The 21,646-nt window shown below is 54.2% G+C and carries 19 protein-coding genes; all 19 read left to right on the top strand.

Annotated features, from left to right (window positions below; translation table 11 throughout):
• Positions 1 to 67 precede the first annotated feature (67 nt).
• On the top strand, positions 68 to 2,008 hold the full coding sequence (locus CLH62_RS04100) for a polysaccharide biosynthesis protein (RefSeq protein WP_099616851.1): 1,941 nt from the start codon (positions 68 to 70) through the stop codon (positions 2,006 to 2,008).
• 144 nt (positions 2,009 to 2,152) lie between these two features.
• On the top strand, positions 2,153 to 3,151 hold the full coding sequence (pseB, locus tag CLH62_RS04095; RefSeq protein WP_099616850.1) for a UDP-N-acetylglucosamine 4,6-dehydratase (inverting): 999 nt from the start codon (positions 2,153 to 2,155) through the stop codon (positions 3,149 to 3,151).
• 3 nt (positions 3,152 to 3,154) lie between these two features.
• The gene (gene pseC / locus CLH62_RS04090) at positions 3,155 to 4,312 is read left to right on the top strand and encodes a UDP-4-amino-4,6-dideoxy-N-acetyl-beta-L-altrosamine transaminase (RefSeq protein WP_099616849.1); all 1,158 of its coding nucleotides are present in this window, start codon (positions 3,155 to 3,157) and stop codon (positions 4,310 to 4,312) included.
• Positions 4,309 to 5,937, top strand: coding sequence for an aldo/keto reductase (locus CLH62_RS04085; RefSeq protein ID WP_099616848.1), 1,629 nt, complete (start codon positions 4,309 to 4,311; stop codon positions 5,935 to 5,937). Before pseC ends, CLH62_RS04085 begins: the two co-directional genes overlap by 4 nt.
• The gene (locus tag CLH62_RS04080) at positions 5,934 to 6,734 is read left to right on the top strand and encodes an SDR family NAD(P)-dependent oxidoreductase (protein WP_099616847.1); all 801 of its coding nucleotides are present in this window, start codon (positions 5,934 to 5,936) and stop codon (positions 6,732 to 6,734) included. The genes CLH62_RS04085 and CLH62_RS04080 overlap by 4 nt, the downstream gene beginning before the upstream one ends.
• Positions 6,735 to 6,738: 4 nt before the next feature.
• Positions 6,739 to 7,860 carry a UDP-2,4-diacetamido-2,4,6-trideoxy-beta-L-altropyranose hydrolase gene (pseG, locus tag CLH62_RS04075; protein ID WP_170005751.1) on the top strand — a complete coding sequence of 374 codons (1,122 nt, stop codon included), beginning with the start codon at positions 6,739 to 6,741 and terminating at the stop codon, positions 7,858 to 7,860.
• Positions 7,844 to 8,416 (top strand): UDP-4-amino-4,6-dideoxy-N-acetyl-beta-L-altrosamine N-acetyltransferase, encoded by a 573-nt coding sequence (pseH, locus tag CLH62_RS04070; RefSeq protein WP_099616845.1) that lies wholly within the window; start codon positions 7,844 to 7,846, stop codon positions 8,414 to 8,416. The genes pseG and pseH overlap by 17 nt, the downstream gene beginning before the upstream one ends.
• Positions 8,409 to 9,464: a pseudaminic acid synthase gene (gene pseI, locus CLH62_RS04065; RefSeq protein ID WP_099616844.1), complete on the top strand. Its 1,056-nt coding sequence runs from the start codon at positions 8,409 to 8,411 to the stop codon at positions 9,462 to 9,464. The genes pseH and pseI overlap by 8 nt, the downstream gene beginning before the upstream one ends.
• A 70-nt stretch (positions 9,465 to 9,534) precedes the next feature.
• Positions 9,535 to 11,025: an MBL fold metallo-hydrolase gene (locus CLH62_RS04060; protein WP_099616843.1), complete on the top strand. Its 1,491-nt coding sequence runs from the start codon at positions 9,535 to 9,537 to the stop codon at positions 11,023 to 11,025.
• Positions 10,994 to 11,143 (top strand): DUF2442 domain-containing protein, encoded by a 150-nt coding sequence (locus CLH62_RS04055; RefSeq protein ID WP_099616842.1) that lies wholly within the window; start codon positions 10,994 to 10,996, stop codon positions 11,141 to 11,143. Before CLH62_RS04060 ends, CLH62_RS04055 begins: the two co-directional genes overlap by 32 nt.
• A 149-nt stretch (positions 11,144 to 11,292) precedes the next feature.
• On the top strand, positions 11,293 to 11,505 hold the full coding sequence (locus tag CLH62_RS04050) for a GxxExxY protein (RefSeq protein ID WP_099616841.1): 213 nt from the start codon (positions 11,293 to 11,295) through the stop codon (positions 11,503 to 11,505).
• A gap of 279 nt (positions 11,506 to 11,784) precedes the next feature.
• Complete coding sequence (locus tag CLH62_RS04045; protein ID WP_099616840.1) at positions 11,785 to 13,332, top strand: Fic family protein; 1,548 nt, start codon at positions 11,785 to 11,787, stop codon at positions 13,330 to 13,332.
• Positions 13,333 to 13,659: 327 nt separating this feature from the next.
• The gene (locus CLH62_RS04035; protein WP_211285642.1) at positions 13,660 to 13,971 is read left to right on the top strand and encodes a hypothetical protein; all 312 of its coding nucleotides are present in this window, start codon (positions 13,660 to 13,662) and stop codon (positions 13,969 to 13,971) included.
• Between the two features lie 382 nt (positions 13,972 to 14,353).
• Positions 14,354 to 15,616, top strand: a complete 1,263-nt coding sequence (gene tviB / locus CLH62_RS04030) for a Vi polysaccharide biosynthesis UDP-N-acetylglucosamine C-6 dehydrogenase TviB (protein WP_099616837.1) — start codon at positions 14,354 to 14,356, stop codon at positions 15,614 to 15,616.
• Between the two features lie 24 nt (positions 15,617 to 15,640).
• On the top strand, positions 15,641 to 16,606 hold the full coding sequence (locus CLH62_RS04025; protein WP_099616836.1) for a DHH family phosphoesterase: 966 nt from the start codon (positions 15,641 to 15,643) through the stop codon (positions 16,604 to 16,606).
• Positions 16,607 to 16,750: 144 nt separating this feature from the next.
• Positions 16,751 to 17,665, top strand: coding sequence for a sulfate adenylyltransferase subunit CysD (gene cysD, locus CLH62_RS04020; protein WP_099616835.1), 915 nt, complete (start codon positions 16,751 to 16,753; stop codon positions 17,663 to 17,665).
• Positions 17,665 to 19,077: a sulfate adenylyltransferase subunit CysN gene (gene cysN / locus CLH62_RS04015; protein WP_099616834.1), complete on the top strand. Its 1,413-nt coding sequence runs from the start codon at positions 17,665 to 17,667 to the stop codon at positions 19,075 to 19,077. Before cysD ends, cysN begins: the two co-directional genes overlap by 1 nt.
• A gap of 110 nt (positions 19,078 to 19,187) precedes the next feature.
• On the top strand, positions 19,188 to 19,793 hold the full coding sequence (gene cysC, locus CLH62_RS04010) for an adenylyl-sulfate kinase (RefSeq protein WP_099616833.1): 606 nt from the start codon (positions 19,188 to 19,190) through the stop codon (positions 19,791 to 19,793).
• A 4-nt stretch (positions 19,794 to 19,797) separates the two neighbouring features.
• Positions 19,798 to 21,564, top strand: a complete 1,767-nt coding sequence (locus CLH62_RS04005; protein ID WP_099616832.1) for an SLC13 family permease — start codon at positions 19,798 to 19,800, stop codon at positions 21,562 to 21,564.
• Positions 21,565 to 21,646: the final 82 nt, after the last annotated feature.

The following is a 21,646-nucleotide window of genomic DNA, read 5'->3' as shown; positions in this document are numbered from 1 at the left end:
CGATTAGAGCAAAAGTGTGCCTTTTAAAGGCTAGTTGCGGTTATACGTTTACCGGCAAAGGACAACCATGTTCGAAACATTCCTGAACTTGTCTCGTGTTCAAAAACGGTTGGTGTCTGTTTTTGCAGATGTTGTCGTTCTGTTTTTTTCCCTTTGGGCGGCTTTTTCGTTGCGTCTGGATCAGCAGCTCTGGGTTCCCAATAGGGATCAGTTGATCGTTTCCGGGCTAACGGTGGCTTTCACCATCATTGTTTTTGTTCGTTTGGGCCTGTACCGGGCGGTGGTTCGTTACCTGAGCGACCGAGCTTTTATCACGATCATTTCCGGCGTTTTCATTTCTTCGGTAACGCTCATTCTGCTGGGCTACTGGCTAGAAGTATTGGTTCCGCGCTCGGTCCCGATTATCTACGGTGCTCTGGCGTTTATTTTTGTGAGCGGCACGCGGATGACCGTTCGGATGTTGGTGCATCGCCCAAGGCACCGCAACAAGGAATTTGTGGCGATTGTTGGTGCCGGCGAAACGGGTCTGCAACTGGCCAACGCCCTGGACCAGGGCACTGAGTTCCATCCCTCGGCCTTTATTACCCTTACTAAAGCCAATCACCGGGCACTGATCAACGGTATTCCTGTGTACGACATCAGCCATATTGAGCGGGCTGTGAAGAAGCATCGGATCAAGCGTTTGTTGCTGGCCCTGGATGCCAATTCGGGAATTGATCGCAAGCGCTTGCTCAAAAAGCTGGAGCCGTTGGCGATTCCTGTGCAGACGGTTCCCACCATGTCGGAACTGGTGGCTGGCCAGGCACGGATTAACGATATCCGGGATCTGGAACTGGAGGACCTGCTGGGTCGGGACCCGGTTCAACCCGATAATGCCCAGGTAGCGAAAAGCCTGTATGACCGGGCTGTGATGGTCACTGGCGCCGGTGGCTCCATCGGTTCGGAGCTGTGCCGCCAGATTATCCGGCACCGGCCAAGCCGGCTGGTGTTGTTTGAGCAGTCTGAATTCTCCCTGTATGCGATTGAACGTGAACTCCAAACCCTGAACCAGGTTGAGGGGTTGGGGGTGGAGATTTATGCGCTGCTGGGTAGCGTTAGCCATCGGAGGCGCTGCGAAGCGGCCATGCGCAGCTTTGGTATTGAGACGGTTTATCACGCAGCCGCCTATAAGCATGTGCCTCTGGTTGAGCACAACATTATCGAAGGCGTTCAGAACAACGTTTTCGGTACTTTCCACGTCGCCGAGGCTGCAATTGCAGCTGGAGTTAAACGCTTTGTTCTGATCTCTACCGATAAGGCAGTGCGGCCGACGAATGTGATGGGCGCGAGTAAACGCCTGGCGGAGCTGGTGTTGCAGGGCTTGGCCCAGCGGCAGTCGGATACCATCTTTTCCATGGTGCGTTTTGGCAACGTGCTGGGGTCATCCGGCTCCGTAGTCCCGTTGTTCCGGGACCAGATCCGCGACGGCGGCCCGGTAACGGTGACCCATCCGGATATCATCCGCTACTTCATGACAATTCCCGAGGCAAGCCAGTTGGTTTTGCAGGCTGGAAGCATGGGGCGGGGCGGTGAAGTGTTTGTGCTGGATATGGGCGAGCCCGTAAAAATTGCAGATTTGGCCCGTAAGATGATTCATCTGATGGGTCTGATGGAGAAAACCGACGAGCAGCCGGATGGCGATATCGAGATTGTGTTCTCGGGGCTAAGGCCGGGTGAGAAGCTCTTTGAGGAGCTGTTGATTGGTGATGACCCTCAAGGGACGGCCCATCCACGAATCATGATGGCGCGTGAGGCTTCTATGGCCTGGGATGAGGTTGAGCACACTCTCAACCGCCTGATGCGCGCCAGCCAGGACTTTGATTGCCGGGAAGTGGTGGAGATTCTGAAGGCCGCTCCTGCGGGTTACGCGCCGAACGGCGAGGTTGCCGATCTTGTCTGGTGTAACGGTGACCATCGATTGGCCTTAATTTCTCAGGAAGCCGGGAAGATCAGACGGTTCCCAGCCTGAGCCTGTTTTATTTGCGCGAACACAATGGTGAGTGAAAGAAGGGGCGGATCGGGGAGATCTTGCCCCTTTTTTCTTTTATCATGCAGGAACGAATCCAGTGAGCCACGCGCGCTGCAATAAACAACCAAAGGTATTCGACCTCCCATGTTTGAAAACAGCTCCATACTGATCACCGGCGGTACAGGCTCTTTCGGCCATACCTTTGTGCCCATGCTGCTTGAAAAATATAACCCGAGAAAAGTGATCATTTTCTCCAGGGATGAGATGAAGCAGTGGGAGATGGCCAAGCAGTTTGCCGGTGATCATCGTGTGCGGTTTTTTATAGGCGATGTACGTGATCGAGACAGACTCTATCGGGCCCTGGATGGCGTGGATTATGTGGTGCATGCGGCGGCAACCAAAATTGTTCCAACGGCCGAATACAATCCTTTTGAGTGCATCAAGACAAATATCAATGGTGCCATGAACCTTATCGATGCCTGTATTGATAAGGGTGTAAAGCGGGTTGTTGCGCTGTCCACAGACAAGGCCAGTAGCCCGATCAATCTATACGGCGCCACCAAGCTTGCCTCAGACAAACTGTTTGTCTCCGGAAATTCCTACGCAGGTGGGCATGAAACCCGCTTTGCCGTTGTTCGGTATGGCAATGTGATGGGCTCGCGAGGGTCGGTCATTCCTTTCTTTATGTCAGTCAGGGATCGGGGTGTTTTGCCCATTACCGATGAGCGAATGACGCGTTTCATGATTTCCCTCGAAGAAGGGGTGGAGCTGGTTTGGCATGCCTTCGAAGACATGGAAGGCGGTGAAATCTACGTGAAGAAGATCCCTTCTATGAAGGTGACGGATCTTGCCCGTGTCGTCGCGCCAGATGCCCGCCACGAGATTGTTGGTATTCGCCCCGGAGAGAAGCTCCATGAGCAGATGATCGGTGCTGAGGACTCCTATTACACCTATGAGTATCCGGAGCACTTCAAAATCCTGCCTGCGATTCATGACTGGAGCGCGGATGCGAACCGGATCAAGGACGGTAAGAGGGTTCCGGAGGGGTTTGTGTATTCTAGTGACAACAATGCCGAGTGGATGACGGAAGATCAGTTACGAACCTGGATTGATGCCAACCAGGAAAAAATCGGGAGTATATAAGCGATGATTCCCTATGGCCGTCAGGAGATTACTGACCAGGATATCGCAGCTGTTCTTGAGGTCTTGAAATCTGACTACCTGACTCAGGGCCCCAAAGTACCAGAGTTTGAGCGCCAGGTAGCTGATCATGTAGGAGCGAGGCACGCCTGTGCGGTAAACAGTGCAACCTCGGCCCTGCATATCGCATGTGTTGCCCTCGGGCTGGGAGCGGGGGATTGGTTGTGGACGTCTCCTCTTACCTTCGTTGCTTCAGCGAATTGCGGTCTCTATTGTGGCGCACAGGTAGATTTTGTGGATGTTGATCCAAAAACCTACAACCTTTGCCCTGAGGCGTTGGCTAAAAAGTTAACGAAGGCAAAAGCCGAAGGTCGTTTGCCTAAGGTTCTTGTTGCTGTTCACCTGACGGGGCAGCCTTGTGACATGGCAGCGATTTTTGAGTTATCGCGGCAATACGGTTTCCGCGTCATCGAGGATGCTTCCCATGCAATCGGCGGGAAGTATCAGGGCGCTTTCATCGGCAGTGGCCGGTTTAGTGACATAACTGTATTCAGCTTTCACCCGGTGAAGATCGTAACCACCGCCGAGGGAGGCATGGCGCTGACCAACGATGATCAGTTGGCGAGCCGGATGATGCGGCTGCGCAGCCACGGCATCACGAGAGACCCCGCCGAAATGACCCAGGAGCCGGATGGACCCTGGTACTACCAGCAGGTTGATCTCGGCTTTAACTACCGTATGACCGAATTACAGGCGGCGCTTGGCATCAGTCAGGTGGGGCGCCTGGATCAATATGTGGCCCGGCGCCACGAACTGGCCCGGCAATACGACGAGTTACTTCAGGAACTGCCAGTTATCACTCCCTGGCAGCACCCTGACAGCTATTCCGGCTTCCATCTTTATGTTATCCGGCTCAGGCTGGATCTGATTACCCGTTCCCACCGAGAAGTGTTCGAGGCTCTGCGTGACCGCGGAATTGGTGTGAATCTGCACTATATTCCGGTTCACACCCAGCCTTTTTATCAAGCTATGGGATTTGAGCGCGACGACTTTCCTGAATCCATGCGCTACTACGGGGAGGCGATCAGTCTGCCCTTGTTTCCGTTGTTAACGGACCAACAACAAGTGGAAGTCGTTGCGGCGTTGAAGGAAGCGCTGACGTGAGGCGGGTTGCCATTCTGCAAGCCCGTTCAAATTCATCAAGGCTCCCTGGAAAGGTTCTTTTGCCTGTTGGCGGTATCCCGTTGGCAGTGCTGGCTGCCAGACGGGCGGGCAACAACGGCTGTGATGTTCTTGTTGCGACCTCGAAGGAGCCAACAGACGATTGCCTTGCCGATACCATCGAAAGCGAGGGTATTCGCTGTTATCGGGGGGACCTTGATAACACGCTGGACAGGGTTGTGTCTGCGCTGGCGGATTATGAGGACGATACCTGCGTTTTCCGGCTCACCGCAGATAACGTTTTTCCCGATGGCCAGTTACTGGATGAGTTGTATGACGAATTCATTCAGCAACAGCTGGACTATCTGTGCTGCAACGGTGAGCCCTCCGGATTGCCTTACGGGGTAAGCGTTGAGCTGACCTGGCTAAGACACCTTCGGAATGCGCTTGCGTCGACTTCTGAACAACATGACCTTGAACATGTAACGCCCTGGGTACGCCGCCAATTCGGTGATACTTACTTTCGGCGATATCAGGATCTTGCCAAGGGCCATTATCGGGCGACTGTGGACTGCTTTGATGACTATGTGGCGGTGCAACAGGTGTTTCGGGAGGTCCCCGACCCGGTAAACCATCCCTGGATGGACCTCATAAAAAGGCTGGAAGGCACGCGATTTCAACCTGTTGGGCGCCACCGTTGTTCCAGGTTGGTGGTTGGTACGGCCCAGTTGGGAATGGACTATGGCATTTCGAATGCTTCGGGCATGCCTTCTTTGGATGCGGCAGAGATTATTCTGAAAACAGCCATTGGCAGTGGCGTTGGGTACATCGATACTGCCCGTGCCTATGGCCGAAGTGAAGAAGTAATCGGCCGGTCGCTGGCGTCTGGCTGGCACGGGCGTGTGCCGATTATAACGAAGCTTTCTCCCCTGGCGGAATTCCCTGAAGAGCCTTCATTGGAAGTTGTCCGGGCGTTCGTGGAGAGCAGTGTTTTTCACTCGCAGGCCAGTTTGCGAACGGCCCGCCTGGATGTCTTGCTGTTGCACCGGGCAACGCACCTTCATGATTGGGGCGGGCAAGTTTGGTCCTGTCTCAGAGAAATGAGAGCGGAAGGGACTATTGGTACGCTTGGTGTGTCTGTTCAGTCGCCGGAAGAGTTGGCCGCAAGCCTCTCAGTGCCCGATGTCGGGCTGATTCAGATGCCATTCCATATTCTTGATTGGCGATGGGATAGTCTGATTCCGAAAATTGAGGAAGCGCGGGCTGACCGGGGGTTGGTTGTCCATGTGCGAAGCTCCATGCTTCAGGGGCTGCTGGTCGCGGATGATCCAGGGCTCTGGCGACAAGCTGGAGAACAAAGGCCGGAAGCCTGTATTCGGTGGCTTCGGGATGCTGCCCATGATCACGGGTGTGAGTCGGTTTCAGAGCTTTGCATCCGATACTGTCTGGCGCAGAAGTGGATTGATGGTGTGGTGATTGGTATGGAGAGCCTGGCTCAGCTGAAGCAGAATATCGTTGTTTTTGATAAATCCGGGCTTGGGCCCGAAGAGGTTCGCTTGATTAAAGAAAACCGACCGATGCTCGCTGCGAGAACTCTGGATCCTGCCCGGTGGAGGAGAGAACCATGAGCAGTGATCAATCCCTGTTTTCGCTGTCAGGTAAGACAGCCCTGATAACAGGAGCGACCGGCCACTTGGGCTCGGTTATGGCAGAGGCTTTGGCGAGCGCAGGTGCCCGGGTTCTTGTGAATGGCAGAGATTCGGAAAAGTGTGAATCGCTATCCGCAGCATTGCGTTCGAAGGGATTCGATGCCGTTCCCGCCGTCTTCGATGTATCAGACCGGCAAGCCGTTGTGGCGTTCTTCGAGCAGCGTGGGGCGGAAAAATTGCATGTGCTGATCAACAATGCGTATGCGGGCGGGGCCGGAAGTATTGAATCTGCGTTGCCCGAGAGCTTCACGCAGAGCTACGAGGTTTCCGTTGTCGCCTCTCATTTTCTGTTCCAGCAGGCGTTGCCTTCACTTCGCCGGGCGGTCGCCCTTGATGGCGATGCTTCGGTCATCAATATTGGTTCCATGTACGGTGTTGTCAGCCCGGACCAAAGGCTGTACCCGGATGCCGAATCTGCAAACCCTCCGTTTTACGGTGCGGCCAAGGCAGCCCTGCTGCAATGGACGCGTTACGCCGCTTGTGAATTCGGAAAGGAAGGTATCCGCGTGAACGCGATTTGCCCCGGGCCATTTCCCGCTCAGACCGTTCAGGATAATTCTCCGGCATTCATCGAGGCGTTGGCAGCCAAGGTTCCGATGGGGCGCATTGGCAGGGCGAGCGAGATTGCCGGCCCGACGGTGTTTCTTGCGTCATCGGCCTCAAGCTATGTCAACGGCGCCAGTCTGATGGTTGATGGTGGGTGGACGTGTTGGTGACTGCATGAGGTTCGTGATGTTTCGCGCAGACGCCTCTCTTGAAACAGGCTCTGGCCATGTAATGAGGTGTTTGACCCTTGCCGGTGAACTGAGAGACCGTGGTGTTCAATGCGTATTCCTGTCGTGTTCACAAACAGGTGACCTTTGTTCTCTGATAGAAAGCTCCGGTTTCAAGGTGTTGCGATTAGAAGGACGGGATGAATCTCTCACCGACGATGATGGCTCTCACGTGACTGATGATGATTGGTTTGACCGCATGCAGCAATTTGATGCGGATCAAAGCATTCGTGCACTGGCGGGGAGGCAGCCGGATTGGTTGGTTGTTGATCATTATGCCTTGTCGGAGAAATGGGAATCTGAACTGCGGCCCTATTGTAAAAAAATCATGGTAATTGATGATCTTGCCAATCGTTCCCACGACTGTGATTTGTTACTGGATCAAACCTACGGTCGTTTGCCTGCCAGTTACCGGAAACTAGCCCCTTCTGAATCGAGATTGCTGTGCGGCGCCCATTTCTCTTTATTGCGCCCGCAATTCTCTGAACTGCGTGATTCCAGTTTGCAGAGACGGATTCGGCCAAGACTTCAGAATATTCTCATCAGTATAGGTGGTGTCGATCAGGATAATCTCACTCATCGCGCCCTGAGAGTACTGGATTCTCTGGATTGGCATCAGGAAAAGAACGTGACGGTTGTTATGGGCCCATCTTCTCCGTGGGTTGAGGCTATCCGAAAGCTGGCAGGCTCCATAAAGCTGAAAGTAGAAGTTCTGGTAGGCATCGGAAACATGGCCGAGGTGATGGAGCAACAGGACTTTGTTATTGGGGCGGCCGGTTCTTCAATTTGGGAAAGGTGCTGTCTTGGATTACCTTCCGCAATGGTTGTTGTTGCGGAGAATCAGGTTTTTGCGGCCCGTGAACTCGAGGAAACCGGAGCGGTAAGGATCCTGGAGAGCGGAGAGCGGTTTGAAGACTCCCTGACTAGAGTACTGATGGACCTTGATTCATACCCGGGGCAGTTGGTAGCAATGTCCAAGGCTGCTGCTGCAATAACCGACGGGCGGGGCGTATTCCGGGTTGTTGCTACCTTGCTTGAGTTAGGGGGTGATCATGAATTACGAGAATGAAAAAATAGGGTGCCTCAGGGCCATTAACGAAAATGAGCTCGATCTCATGCTTTCGTGGCGGAATGAGCCGGCTGTTCGACAGAATATGTACACGCGCCACATTATTCCTCTCGATGAGCACATGCGCTGGTGGGAGCGAGCCAGAGAAAGCGATGCCTGCAAATATTTCATGTACGAGTTCCAGGGGCTGGCTCAGGGCATTGTGGGCTTCACCCAGATAGACCAGGAAAATAAGAATGCCTCATGGGCGTTCTATGCTGCACCAGAGGCTCCGCGTGGAACCGGGAGCCGCATGGAGATGCTGGCGTTGGATTATGCGTTTGAGGAATTGAATCTCCACAAGCTTTGCTGCGAAGTCTTGGCTTTCAATGATGGTGTAATCAGATTACATCAGAAATTCGGGTTTCATGTTGAAGGAATTCTCAGGGAGCAACATAAAGTCGATGGTGAATTCGTCGATATTTATTGCCTGGGACTACTGGCGACGGACTGGTCGGCAAAAAGGGAACTGATGGTGAAAAGAATTTTGAGAATGTTGGGTGCGTCTGATGAATGAATGGCCAGAAATTGAAATCGCCGGATGTAAAATAGGGCAGAAGCACAGTCCCTTCATTATTGCAGAGCTGTCAGCCAATCATAATGGCAAGCTCGAAACCGCGTTGAAAATTATTGATGCGGCGGTTGAAGCTGGCGCGGATGCGGTGAAACTTCAAACCTACCGACCAGACACCATAACTCTGGATTCAGATAGTGAGGAATTCAGAATTAAAGGCGGTTTGTGGGACGGTCGTACTCTATACGAGTTGTATGAAGAGGCCCACATGCCCTGGGAGTGGCATAAACCACTTTTTGATCGTGCCCGGGAGCGGGGGATCACGATTTTCAGTTCCCCGTTTGATGCCACTGCGGTTGACTTGCTTGAGGACCTGGGCGCGCCAGCCTATAAGATCGCCTCGTTTGAAGCCGTGGATTTGCCATTGATTGAGTACGTGGCGCGGACCGGCAAACCGATGATTATTTCCACGGGCATGGCAGACGCTGAGGAGATTCAGGAAGCCATTAATGCAGCGCAGGGGGCAGGTTGCACCCAGTTGGCCATTCTCCACTGTGTAAGTGGCTATCCGGCGCCTGCGGAAGACTATAACCTGCGTACCATTGTGGATATGCAGGAGCGTTTTGGGCTGGTAACCGGTTTGTCTGACCATACATTGGACAACACAACGGCGATTGCCAGTGTTGTTCTGGGCGCTTCCATCGTTGAGAAGCACTTTACGCTTGACCGGTCCGGCGGCGGCCCGGATGACAGTTTTTCACTCGAACCTGAGGACCTGAAGGCGCTTTGCCGGGATAGCAAGACGGCCTGGAAGGCTCTGGGCAAGGTAGATTACGGGCGAAAATCCAGCGAGCAGGGAAATGCGCTGTTTCGTCGTTCCCTGTACTTTGTGAACGACATCAAGGCCGGCGAAGTGATAACCGGCGATGATATACGAAGTGTTCGCCCAGGCTTTGGGATGGCCCCGAAGCATCTGAACAGCATCATTGGCAAGGTTGCCACACAGGACATCAGCAGGAATTCTCCGGTTAAGGAATCAGACTTTCAGTAGGCCGGAATGCAAATCCAAAGCACTCGCCCGGAGAGGCGAGTGGTAACAGCAGCAACAAGGACGTTTAAGCATGATCTCGATTTCCCACCACGGCGCCACCAAAGGCGTGACCGGCTCCTGCCACGAACTCACCCTCGGCTCCGGAGCTCGCAAAAGCGGCATTCTGATAGACTGCGGCCTGTTCCAGGGCCAGGATGAAGGCCGAGGTGCCTCCGCTTCTGATCTCTCCATTGATTTTCCCATTGATCATATCCGGGCTCTGGTAGTTACCCATGTGCACATTGATCACGTGGGCCGCATCCCCTATCTGCTGGCGGCGGGTTTTGACGGGCCGATTATCTGTTCGGAGCCGTCGGCGATTATGTTGCCGGAGATTCTGGAAGACGCCCTGAAGATTGGTTTTACGAGGGATCGGCAGCTGATTGACCGGGTTTTGGGGCTGATTCGTTCTCGCCTGGTCCCCGTTCCGTACGGCCAGTGGCATTCGGTTTTTGATGAGGAAGGCCAGTCACTTGCCGTTCGGCTGCAGAGGGCAGGGCATATTCTGGGTTCGGCCTATGTGGAATGCGATGCCCGGGTAGGGGATTCTGAAGAACGCATTGTGTTCAGTGGCGATCTGGGGGCGCCCCATGCGCCGCTGCTTCCGGCGCCGGAGTCTCCAGAGCGGGCGGACCGGCTGGTGATCGAGAGTACCTATGGTGATAAGGATCATGAGGATCGGGAGACTCGCCGCTACCGGCTAAAGGCTGTTTTGGAGCATGCGCTTGCGGACGGTGGCACGGTGCTGGTGCCGGCGTTCAGTATTGGGCGGACCCAGGAGTTACTTTATGAAATCGAAAGTTTAATCCATGAGTTTGCCGACTCTCCAGTTGCTGGCGCTGCCACGGACACTCACGGCCGCTCACGGACGAATAATAAAGGGTCAGACCCGTCCTTTACCTGGGAGTCATTGGAAATTGTGGTGGATTCGCCGCTCGCCGCCGAATTCACTCGGATCTACCGGGATCTGAAACCCTTCTGGGACGCCGAAGCCTCGGAAGTTGTATCTCAGGGCCGTCATCCTCTGTCGTTTGAGCAGTTGACGGTCATCAATTCCCACGAAGACCATCTGAACGCGGTGGAGTACCTGGCCCGCTCACATCGCCCGTGTGTAGTTCTGGCTGGTTCTGGTATGTGTGCCGGTGGCCGTGTGGTGAATTATCTGAAAGCGATGCTCGGAGAAAAGCGGAACGATGTTCTGTTTGTGGGCTACCAGGCCGCAGGCACGCCAGGAAGGGATATTCTTAATTATGGTCCCCGTGGTGGCTGGGTGGAGCTGGATGGTGAGCGCTATGACATTCGTGCGAGGGTTCATCAGGTTGGTGGCTATTCGGCCCATGCGGGGCAGAGTGATTTGCTGCGGTTTGTTCAGGGCATTCCTCAGGCTCCGAAGGAGATTCGGGTGGTGCATGGAGATCAGGAGGCAAAGGCGGCGCTTCTGGCGAAGCTTGAAGGGCTGCTGCCTGAATCTCAAACTCTGATTCCCACGTTTGCTGCACGCGGAACAAAAAGCCAGAGATGACTTTGAACTGAGTGTTCATGGTATTCACTGGGATTCGTTGGATGAGGATATCAGTATCCAGGGGTTGCTGGCTGGCCAAGGCGACCAAACCCACCCAAAACGTGATCACGCGGCCTGACATGGAAAAGATAAAGATTTTTGCCACTAAATCCACGAAAGAACACGAACAAAGACTGACTGATTAAAAGTCAGGGCTTCCTTGTCTTTCCCTTTCGTGTTCTTTCGTGGATTTAGTGGCAAAAATGTTCTTAAAAATAAGGATATAAGATGCTCAAGGAAAAAGAGCTTTGCTACCGTATTACCGGCTGTGTGTATGAGGTATACCGGCATCTGGGAGCAGGTTTTCTGGAGTCGGTCTACCAGAAGGCGTTGATTCAGGAGCCGCAGTTAATCAACTACCTCAAAGCCACAGGGAAAGAGCTTGGTCTGTTGGTTAATTTTTCGTTTCCAAAGGCTGTGGTAAAGCGGGTGGTGTTATGACCAGGCCGGGTTTTTTCATGGGAGGGCTGAGACCAATGCGCACTATCAGTGACGAAACAGATGCCCCTGCGGGGTCAGCCCCCTCCTTCACCAGGGATCTCTGGAAATTGTCGTCGATTCTCCTCTGGCGGCGGAATTCCCCCGGATATACCGGGATCTGAAGCCCTACTGGGACGCCATTGCCAGATATATATCGTGACCGGCACCTGCTAGAATTGTTTTTTCTGAAAAGCTGGCAGTTTTAATCGTTTTTTTGGCAGGATAATCATTTTGAGCACGATGGCGGGTGATGAAATTGGCTATGCCTGGTTGGCGGCACGCTACAACGTGCAGGCAATCCAGCCGCTGCCGCTGGAAAGCCGTATTGGGCGCAGGCGCCAAACCTACGACCAGGCCGGCCGCCGCCTGGAATATTACACAGAGGCGATGCGCCCGCAAGGCACGGTGGGCGCGCACCTGACCTTCGCTTTAAAACACGAAGGGGTGGCGCTGGAGTTTCTGGCAAGGTTGTTTGGGGCATTGCCCGCAGAGGCGCTTGCTGACTGGATACGCTCTGAACCTACCGGCCAGTATGCCCGGCGTGCCGGGTTTCTCTACGAATGGCTAACCGGCAATACCCTGGCAGTGGAGGATGTCGGTGGCAACTATCGTGATGCACTGGATCCCGAACTGTACGTTACGGCGGCCACTGAGGTGCGCCGTAACCGCCGCTGGCGGATTAATGACAACCTGCCGGGGACCCCTGAATTCTGCCCGCTTGTTCGTCGCACGACTTCATTGTTGGAGGCCCGCCAATACGGGATCGCCGACCGGCTTGCAGCAATGGAAGGTGAGTTCGGGCCGGATATCTTACGCCGCAGCGCAGTGTGGCTGACCATTAAAGAGAGCCGAGCCAGTTTCGTGATCGAGCACGAAGGGCAGCATCAGGATCGTATACGCCGTTTTGCCACCGCCATGGAACAGTATTGTGGCCGGCTGGACTCTCCCCTTGATGAGTGCGCCCTGAGTGAATTTCAGTCGGCTATCCTGGGTACCACTACGATCCGGACAGGCTTGCGGCAATCTCCGGTTTTTGTTGGGAGCAGCTCAATCGATTACGGAGCGGTTGTTCATTACGTCTGCCCGCACTGGGATTGGTTGCCAGGCATGCTGGAGGGGTTACAGTGTTTTCTGGCGCGAACCGGTCCGGGGGAGGCGCTAGTTCGCGCTGCCGTAGCAAGCTTCGGGTTTGTTTTTATTCATCCGCTGGCGGATGGCAATGGGCGAATCGCCCGTTTTCTGGTGAATGATACCCTCCGCCGCGACGGCGTGGTGCCGGAGCCTTTTATTTTGCCTGTGTCAGCGGCGATAACGTCCTCGGCGGTGAGGCGGGCCGAGTATGATCGGATTCTTGAGCGCTACTCCCGGCCATTGATGTCGGCTTACCGTGATGCGGTCGATTTCACCCACGAACGCGTGGCGTATGCAGATGGTATTGAATCAGACTTTGTTTTTAATGCCTATGACGAGGCGGCACCTGTCTGGCGCTATCCCGACTTGACCGAACAAGCAGAATATCTGTTCGCGATCGTTCGCCACACCCTGGAACACGAGATGCACCATCAGGCTGCCTTTCAGAGGGCCTGGTACCGTACACGCGAGGCGATCAAGGATTGGGTTGAAGGCCCTGATGAACACATCGATCGGATGATCCGGGCGATACGCCAGCATGGCCGGGTCAGTGGCAAATTGATGAAGGAATTTCCGGTGCTGGCCCAGGCCGGCATTGCCTCTGAATTAGAGCAGGCTGTAGCCGAAGGTTTTGCTGATCTGCAGGATGGGCAGTAAGGTTATTTGCCAGGCGGCCAGGGAGAGGCTAGAAGCAGATGGCAAGTTACCGGCTCAGTAAAAGAGCTGATGAGGATTTTGAATCGATTTATTTGTTTGGGTTGCTGAGTTTTGGTCTGATTCAGGCAGGCGCTTATGCCTCCACGGGCTTTTCAATCAATGAACTTCAAGGACGAGGTTGAATGTATTTCAGAATAATCGGGCGAGTACGAAACCCCGAAACGTTTGCCCGAGGTACGGGCATTCGCGAGCTCCAGAGGCTCCAGAGGGCTTATGGTCCCGGACGGTGGAGAAAGCGAAAAGGCGATGCCACAATAGAGTTGCCTGATGGAGCTGTTTTGGAGGCCGAAATTCATTGGTATGAAGCTTCTGGAATCGGCAAAAAGGAAATTAAGATCAAGCGAATTCTCGGGTAAACCTATGACTCATCATTTTGCAGTTTGTACCAACAACGAGGGCTTCGAAGCTTCCCTGGAACCGAGGAAGCTGTATCAGGTGGTTGAAGATGAGGCGGCCGCATCACACGGGATGATGCGCATAATTGATGAGTCTGGTGAAGACTATCTCTATCCAGCTCAGCTGTTCACTCGCCTTGAGCTTCCAGAAACCCTGGAAAAACAACTTTCAGACGTTGCCTGAACGTTTTTTGTTTGACGCGGCTCAGTGGAGGTAGGTTTTAGCATTGCACTCAGTCGCGAGACTTTCTTTTTACAGCTAGTTCACTGACAAGGATGTTGTCATGATTGAAATCAGCCACCACGGCGCCACTTCTGGCGTAACTGGATCTTGAAGACAAGCTGATAGTGAAAACGGCAATGCACCATTTTTCATGGGAGGGCTGAGAGCAATGCGGACGATGGCTCAATCGTTGAAGTTATTGTGCTTGATGCGGAGAAAAACGGTGCTTGGCCGTTGGTGAAGAACCGTGCGGCGTGATCCAAGATTTGCCTCTATCGTGGGCGAACGCTTTATTAAATGATGCTTCTGAAAGGGTATCGGACATTCCGGGAAAGGATTTCAAATGAAGAAAATTGCAGTCATTGGTCTTGGGTATGTGGGGCTGCCCCTGGCGGCCGCTTTTGGCGAAAAACGGGAAATCGTCGGTTTTGATATCAACAGTAAGCGCATTGCTGATCTGAAAGACGGTGTCGATTTTACCCGCGAAGTGTCCAGGGAAGAATTAGCGACCTCATCGGGTTTGTCGTTTACGGATAATCTGGAAGGCATTCGCGATTGCCAGATTTACATTGTGACGGTTCCCACCCCAATTGATGAGTTCAAAACGCCCGATTTAACTCCACTTGTAAGGGCCAGTGAAACCGTCGGCCAGGTATTGAAGAAGGGCGATATCGTGATTTATGAATCCACGGTATACCCCGGCGCGACCGAAGAGGTCTGTGTGCCGGTTCTGGAGAAAGTTTCCGGCCTGGTGTTTAACCAGGATTTCTTTGCCGGTTACAGCCCGGAGCGTATTAACCCGGGCGATAAAGAGCACCGGGTAACCAGCATTATGAAAGTCACCTCCGGCTCCACTCCTGAGATTGCCGATGAAGTGGATGCACTTTATGCCGGCATTATCACCGCCGGTACCCACAAGGCCAGTTCAATTAAAGTGGCTGAGGCGGCAAAGGTTATCGAGAATACCCAGCGTGATCTGAATATTGCGCTGATGAATGAGCTTTCGATGATCTTCGCGCGGTTGAAGATTGATACTCATGAAGTGCTGGCGGCGGCCGGCACCAAGTGGAACTTTTTGCCGTTCAAACCCGGCCTTGTCGGCGGCCACTGTATTGGGGTGGATCCGTATTATCTGACCCATAAAGCTCAGGCCATTGGTTATCACCCGGACATTATCCTTGCCGGACGTCGGGTAAATGACAATATGGGCCCGTATGCAGCGGCAGAGCTTGTTAAGGCAATGATCAAAACCGGGCATACGGTGGCGTCCTCAAAGGTACTGGTGATGGGGCTGACCTTTAAGGAGAATTGTCCGGATTTGCGAAATACCCGGGTGGTTGATGTTATCCGTGAGCTGGAAGATTTTGGTTGTGCGGTGGATGTTACCGATTGCTGGGCGGATAATGAGGAAGCCGAGCATGAATATGGTATTTCTTTGGTGGATGCCCCGAAAACCGCGGACTACGATGCGGTTTTTCTGGCAGTGCCGCATCGGGAATATGCTGCGAAATCCTCAAAAGAGCTCCGGGGTTATTTGAAAAAAGATGGAGTTCTGTTTGATCTGAAGGGTGTTTTGCCATTGGGCGAAGCTGATTTTAGGTTGTGAATGCAGTCGAAGCACAGAGAGTTTATGCAAACTTACGATGTATTTAATGGCGATGCCGATGGCATCTGTGCCCTAATCCAGCTCCGCCTGGCTGAACCTGCGGAAACAACACTGATCACTGGCGTAAAGCGGGACATTGCCCTGGTGCAACTGGTGCCAGCGAGCGAGCCTGCCCGGGTGAATATCCTCGATATCAGTCTCGACAAGAACCGGGACGCCGTGGATACACTGCTGGCCGCAGGCTGCTCGGTTTTTTATGTGGACCACCACTTTCCGGGTGATGACCTGCCCGATAGCCCCAATTTCACTGCCTTGATCGATACCCAACCGACCACCTGCACGAGTTTGCTGGTGGACCGGCACCTTGGCGGTCGGTTCCATAACTGGGCGATTGCAGCTGCCTTTGGCGATAACCTCAATGCTGTCGGCGAGGAACTGGCCAGTAAGGCCGGTTTGTCATCAGATCAGACGGAAGCGCTTAAAACACTCGGCGTTTGCATCAACTACAATGGCTATGGCGCGTCCGTGGAGGACCTGCACTTCCACCCTGCCGATGTGTACCGGGAGTGCGTGAAGTTTGAGGATCCCCTTGAGCTGATCGATTCCGCTCCCGTAGCGTGGCAGCAACTGAGAGATGGCTACGAGGCGGACATGGCCCAGGGGCTGGCGGCTCCCGTTCTTTCCGAAACTGCCACGTCACTTGTGGTGAAACTGCCGGATGATGCCTGGGCGCGCCGGGTGAGTGGCGTTTTGGGTAATGAGCTTGCCAACCGAAATCCGGATAAGGCGTGTGCGATAGTCACGAAGAGTACCGATAACATCTATCTGGTAAGTATTCGCGCTCCGCTGAATAATCGAAGTGGTGCTGATGAAGTGGCGCGCCAGTTTGCGACCGGTGGTGGGAGGAAGGCGGCTGCCGGGATAAATGCGTTGCCGGCGGAGCAGTTGCAGGCGTTTCTCGATACTGTGGAGGGATTCTGGGCTGACTGATTTTTTTGGCCACGGACACTCACGGACGCTCACGGACGAAGAACACAAAAATAATTAATCTTTTGTCCGTGTGGGTCCGTGAGTGTCCGTGGCTAAGATCCTGTCTTTCAAAGGTTTCCGGCCAAACAAGCAAATGGAATAGATATGACTTTAACCCCTCCAAAGAAAACCCACCTCAAGCAACTTGAGGCCGAGTCCATCCACATCATCCGTGAAGTGGCCGCCGAGTTTGATAACCCGGTGATGCTGTATTCCATCGGCAAGGATTCCGCGGTCATGCTGCATCTGGCCATGAAGGCCTTTGCGCCGGGCAAGCCACCGTTTCCGCTGATGCATGTGGACACCACATGGAAATTCCGGGAGATGATCAAGTTCCGGGATGAACTGACACAGCGCCTGGGCCTGAAGCTGATTGTGCATACCAATCAGGAAGGTGTGGCCCAGGGCATCGGGCCGTTTTCCCATGGCAGTGCCAAGCATACCGATGTGATGAAAACCCAGGCATTGAAGCAGGCGCTGGATAAGTACGGTTTTGATGCCGCCTTTGGTGGTGCCCGCCGGGACGAGGAGAAGTCTAGGGCCAAGGAGCGGGTGTATTCGTTCCGGGACAGGTTCCACCGCTGGGATCCGAAAAACCAGCGGCCGGAGTTGTGGAATCTCTACAACGGCAAGGTCAACAAGGGCGAGAGCATTCGCGTGTTTCCGCTTTCCAACTGGACGGAGCTGGATATCTGGCAGTACATCTATCTGGAAAACATAGACATTGTGCCGTTGTATTACGCGGCGGAGCGTCCTGTGGTGGAGCGCGATGGCACGCTGATCATGGTGGATGATGATCGCATGCCGCTGGAGCCGGGCGAGACGCCGGAAATGAAGATGGTGCGCTTCCGTACCTTGGGGTGTTATCCGTTGACCGGTGCGGTTGAATCCGAGGCGGCGACGCTGCCGGAGATTATTCAGGAGATGCTGCTAACGAAAACGTCTGAGCGCCAGGGCCGGGTGATTGATCACGATTCGGCTGCTTCCATGGAACAGAAAAAACGCGAAGGGTATTTCTAATGTCGCACGCCTCTGAATTGATTGAATCGGATATCCTCGCGTATCTGGACCAGCACGAAAACAAGGACATGCTGCGCTTTCTGACCTGTGGCAGTGTTGATGACGGCAAATCCACGCTGATTGGTCGCCTGTTGTTTGATTCCAAGCTGATTTTTGAAGATCACCTGGCGGCTTTGCACAAAGACAGCGAGCGCCAGGGCAACGCCGGTGAGTCGCTGGATCTCGCCTTGCTGGTGGATGGCCTGGCCTCTGAGCGGGAGCAGGGCATTACCATTGATGTGGCCTACCGGTATTTCTCCACCGACAAGCGCAAGTTCATCATCGCCGACTGCCCGGGCCATGAGCAGTACACCCGCAATATGGCGACCGGTGCTTCCACCTGTGATCTGGCGGTGGTGATGATTGACGCCCGCAAAGGCGTTCTGACTCAGTCCCGCCGGCACAGTTTTATTGTCAGCCTGCTGGGGCTGAAGCACATCGTGGTGGCCATCAATAAGATGGATCTGGTGGATTTCTCCGAGGAAGTGTTCAATAACATCCGTGAGCAATACCAGAAGCTGGCCACCCAGCTTGGGTTGAAAGATGTTTACTACGTGCCGATCTCCGCACTGAATGGCGACAACGTGGTTAACCGTAGCGAGCAGATGCCCTGGTACCACGGCGAGACCATGATGAATATTCTGGAACAGGTGGAATTTCTGGAAGACGTGAACGTGACCGACCTTCGCTTCCCGGTGCAGTATGTAAACCGCCCGAACCTGGATTTCCGGGGCTATTGCGGCACCCTCGCCAGTGGTGTGGTGCACAAGGGCGATGAGGTGGCGGTGTTGCCCTCCGGTAAAACCTCCCGTGTGAAAGGCGTTCACAACTACGAAGGCGAGATTGAGCGGGCCTGGCCGGGGGATGCCATTACGCTGACCCTGGAAGACGAAGTGGATATTTCCCGTGGGGATCTTCTGGTGCACGCCAACAGTCGCCCAGCGCTGGGTAACCGTTTTGCGGCCCATATCGTCTGGATGAATGAAAAGGCGCTTAAGCCCGGCCGTGAGTATGGCATCAAGATCGGGACCCGGGTGACCAATTGTTACGTCAACGAGGTCCTCGAAGAGATTGATGTAAATACCCTGGAGCGCTATCCGGAGACCGAAGGTGGCCTTGAGTTGAATGCCATTGGCCTGTGTGATGTGGAGCTGTCCGAGCCGGTGGTGGTGGAGGATTATCAGCGTCATCCAGGAACTGGTAGCTTTATCCTGATTGATAAGCTGACCAACGTGACTGTGGCGGCGGGTATGGTGGAGCGTGCGCTGGGTGGCGCTGGTGCCGTGACTGAACGGGAATACACCGAAGCGGAGCGCAACCTGAACCAATTTATTCGGGAGAATTATCCGGAGTGGGGTTGTAAGGTCGTTTAATGGATTAATTTGAGCCACGGACGCTCACGGACAAAAGACTAATTACTTCTATGTTTTACGTCCGTGTGGGTCCGTGAGTGTCCGTGGCAAAAAAATAAAGGATAAAAGTTTTGGCAAATAACATTGTCTGGCACGATCACAAAATCACCCGTGCGGAGCGTTCGGTTAATAAAAACCAGAAACCATGCCTGCTTTGGTTCACCGGCCTGAGTGGTTCCGGCAAGTCGACGATTGCCAATGCGCTGGATGTGGCCCTGCATAAGCGTGGTTACCACACGTTCCTGCTGGATGGCGACAATGTTCGCCACGGTTTGTGCAAGGATCTGGGGTTCTCTGATGACGACCGGGAAGAGAACATTCGCCGCGTGGGCGAGGTGTGCAAACTCTTTGCGGACGCTGGCCTGATCGTCATGAGCGCGTTCATTTCTCCGTTCACCAGCGACCGGCGCCTGGTACGTAAGCTATTCCCGGCAGGCGAGTTCATTGAAGTGTATATGGATACCCCGCTGGCTACCTGCGAAGAGCGTGACCCGAAGGGGCTTTATCAGAAGGCTCGCTCAGGCGAGATCACGCACTTCACCGGGATAGACTCGCCCTACGAAGTGCCGGCACACCCTGAGATTCGTTTGGATACGTCCCGGCACTCGGTGGACGAGTGTGTCGAGTCTCTGATTGCCTATTTGCTTGAGCGGGAAATGATCGCCCGTAAGGATTAAATCCATGGAGTGGCAAGGCATAGTGACACTGATAACGCTGTTTGCAGTGTTATCTTCACTTGCACTTACCCGTGTTTCTGCGGACCTGGTCCTGATGGCCGCTCTGGCATTCCTGTTGATTTCGGGAATCCTGGGGCCGGCAGAGGCTTTAGCGGGGTTCGGCAATCCGGGCGTGATTACCATTGCAACTCTGTATGTGGTGGCGGCCGGGTTGAAGGAAACCGGAGCGGTGCAGTGGATTGCCCGTCGGTTACTGGGGCACCCGAAAACGGAGAAAGGTGCCCAGCTGCGAATGATTGCGCCCACCGGCATTCTCAGCGCGTTCATGAATAATACCGCCGTGGTTGCCATGTTTATTCCCGCCATTCAGGACTGGGCCCAGAGGCTTGGGGTTCCGGCGTCCAAGCTGCTGTTACCCCTGAGTTATGCCGCCATTCTCGGCGGCACCTGCACCTTGATCGGCACCAGTACCAACCTGGTGGTGGATGGCCTGCTCCAGAGCACTCTTGGTATCAATCTTGGGTTGTTTGAGCTGGCCAGGGTTGGTGTGCCGTTGTTGCTCGTAGGCGGTACATTTCTGGTTCTGTTTGCCTCGAGGATATTGCCGGACCGTGGCGGTGTAACCGAGGAACTGGACCTGGTTCGTCAATACGGGGTTGAGGTTGAGGTGATGGCGCCCGGCCCTTTGGTGGGCAAAACCATTGCCGAGGCAGGCCTCAGGGCCCTGAATTACGGCTACCTTACGGAGATTGATCGTGGTGGCCGCCTGATTACCGCCGTAGATCCGGACCGGACCCTGCAGGCGGGTGACCGGCTGTATTTTGTGGGCGCGCCCGAATGCGCCAGTGAGCTGCGCCGTATCCAGGGCCTGAAACCGGCCAACGGTAGTGTTCACAAGCTGGATGTGGCCAACCACCAGCGGTGCCTGGTAGAGGTGGTTCTTGGGCCGGAATTCCCGGCCCTGAACAAGACCATCCGCGATAGCCAGTTTCGTACCCGGTTCAATGCGGTCATTCTGTCCCTGTCCCGGGAGGGCAAACGGGTGCCGGGTAAGCTGGGTGATATCACCTTTCGAATGGGTGACACGCTGTTGCTTGAAGCCAGCCATCAGTTTGCGGAGCAGTACCGCTTCCGGCGTGACTTCCTGCTGGTCAGCGCATTGAATGATTCTACGCCGCCGGATTTCCACAGGGCGCCACGGGCAATGGGGATATTGGTTCTCATGGTGCTGGTGAGCGCTTCCGGGCTTTTGCAGATCATGGAAGCGGCATTTCTGGCTGCGGGTGCGATGATTGCCTCAGGCTGTATTACTGCAAGTCGGGCCCGGCGTAGTTTGGATTTGCCGGTGCTGGTGGTGATTGCGGCGTCCTTTGCCCTGGGCAATGCCATGACTGAAACCGGCGCCGCCCAATGGGTGGCCGGCGGTCTGCTGGGCTTCGGAGCACTAACGCCGTGGTTGGCGCTGGCTATTGTGTATTTGCTGACGGCCATCTTCACCGAGGTAATTACCAACAACGCCGCTGCCGTGTTGATGTTCCCCATCGCCCTTGCGGTTTCCGAACAGCTGGATGTTAACTTCATTCCTTTTGCTATTGCCGTCATGTTTGCGGCATCGGCTTCGTTCATAACGCCTTTGGGATATCAGACTAACCTGATGGTATACGGCCCGGGTAGATATCAGTTTTTTGATTACGTTCGAATTGGCTTACCCTTAAGCGGTTTGGTGGCCTTAACTGCGATTGTATTAATTCCATTGGTATGGTCGTTTTGAGTAGGAGTTGTCTTTTTGTTTAATTGCGGACCGGTTTTTTATTAAGGCCTTGCAAATAAATAATTTTGCCAGGATACGTTGA

Origin of the sequence: Marinobacter guineae (assembly GCF_002744735.1) — a bacterium.
Taxonomy (GTDB): Bacteria; Pseudomonadota; Gammaproteobacteria; order Pseudomonadales; family Oleiphilaceae; genus Marinobacter; species Marinobacter guineae.
This window is presented reverse-complemented; position numbering and strand designations above follow the sequence as displayed.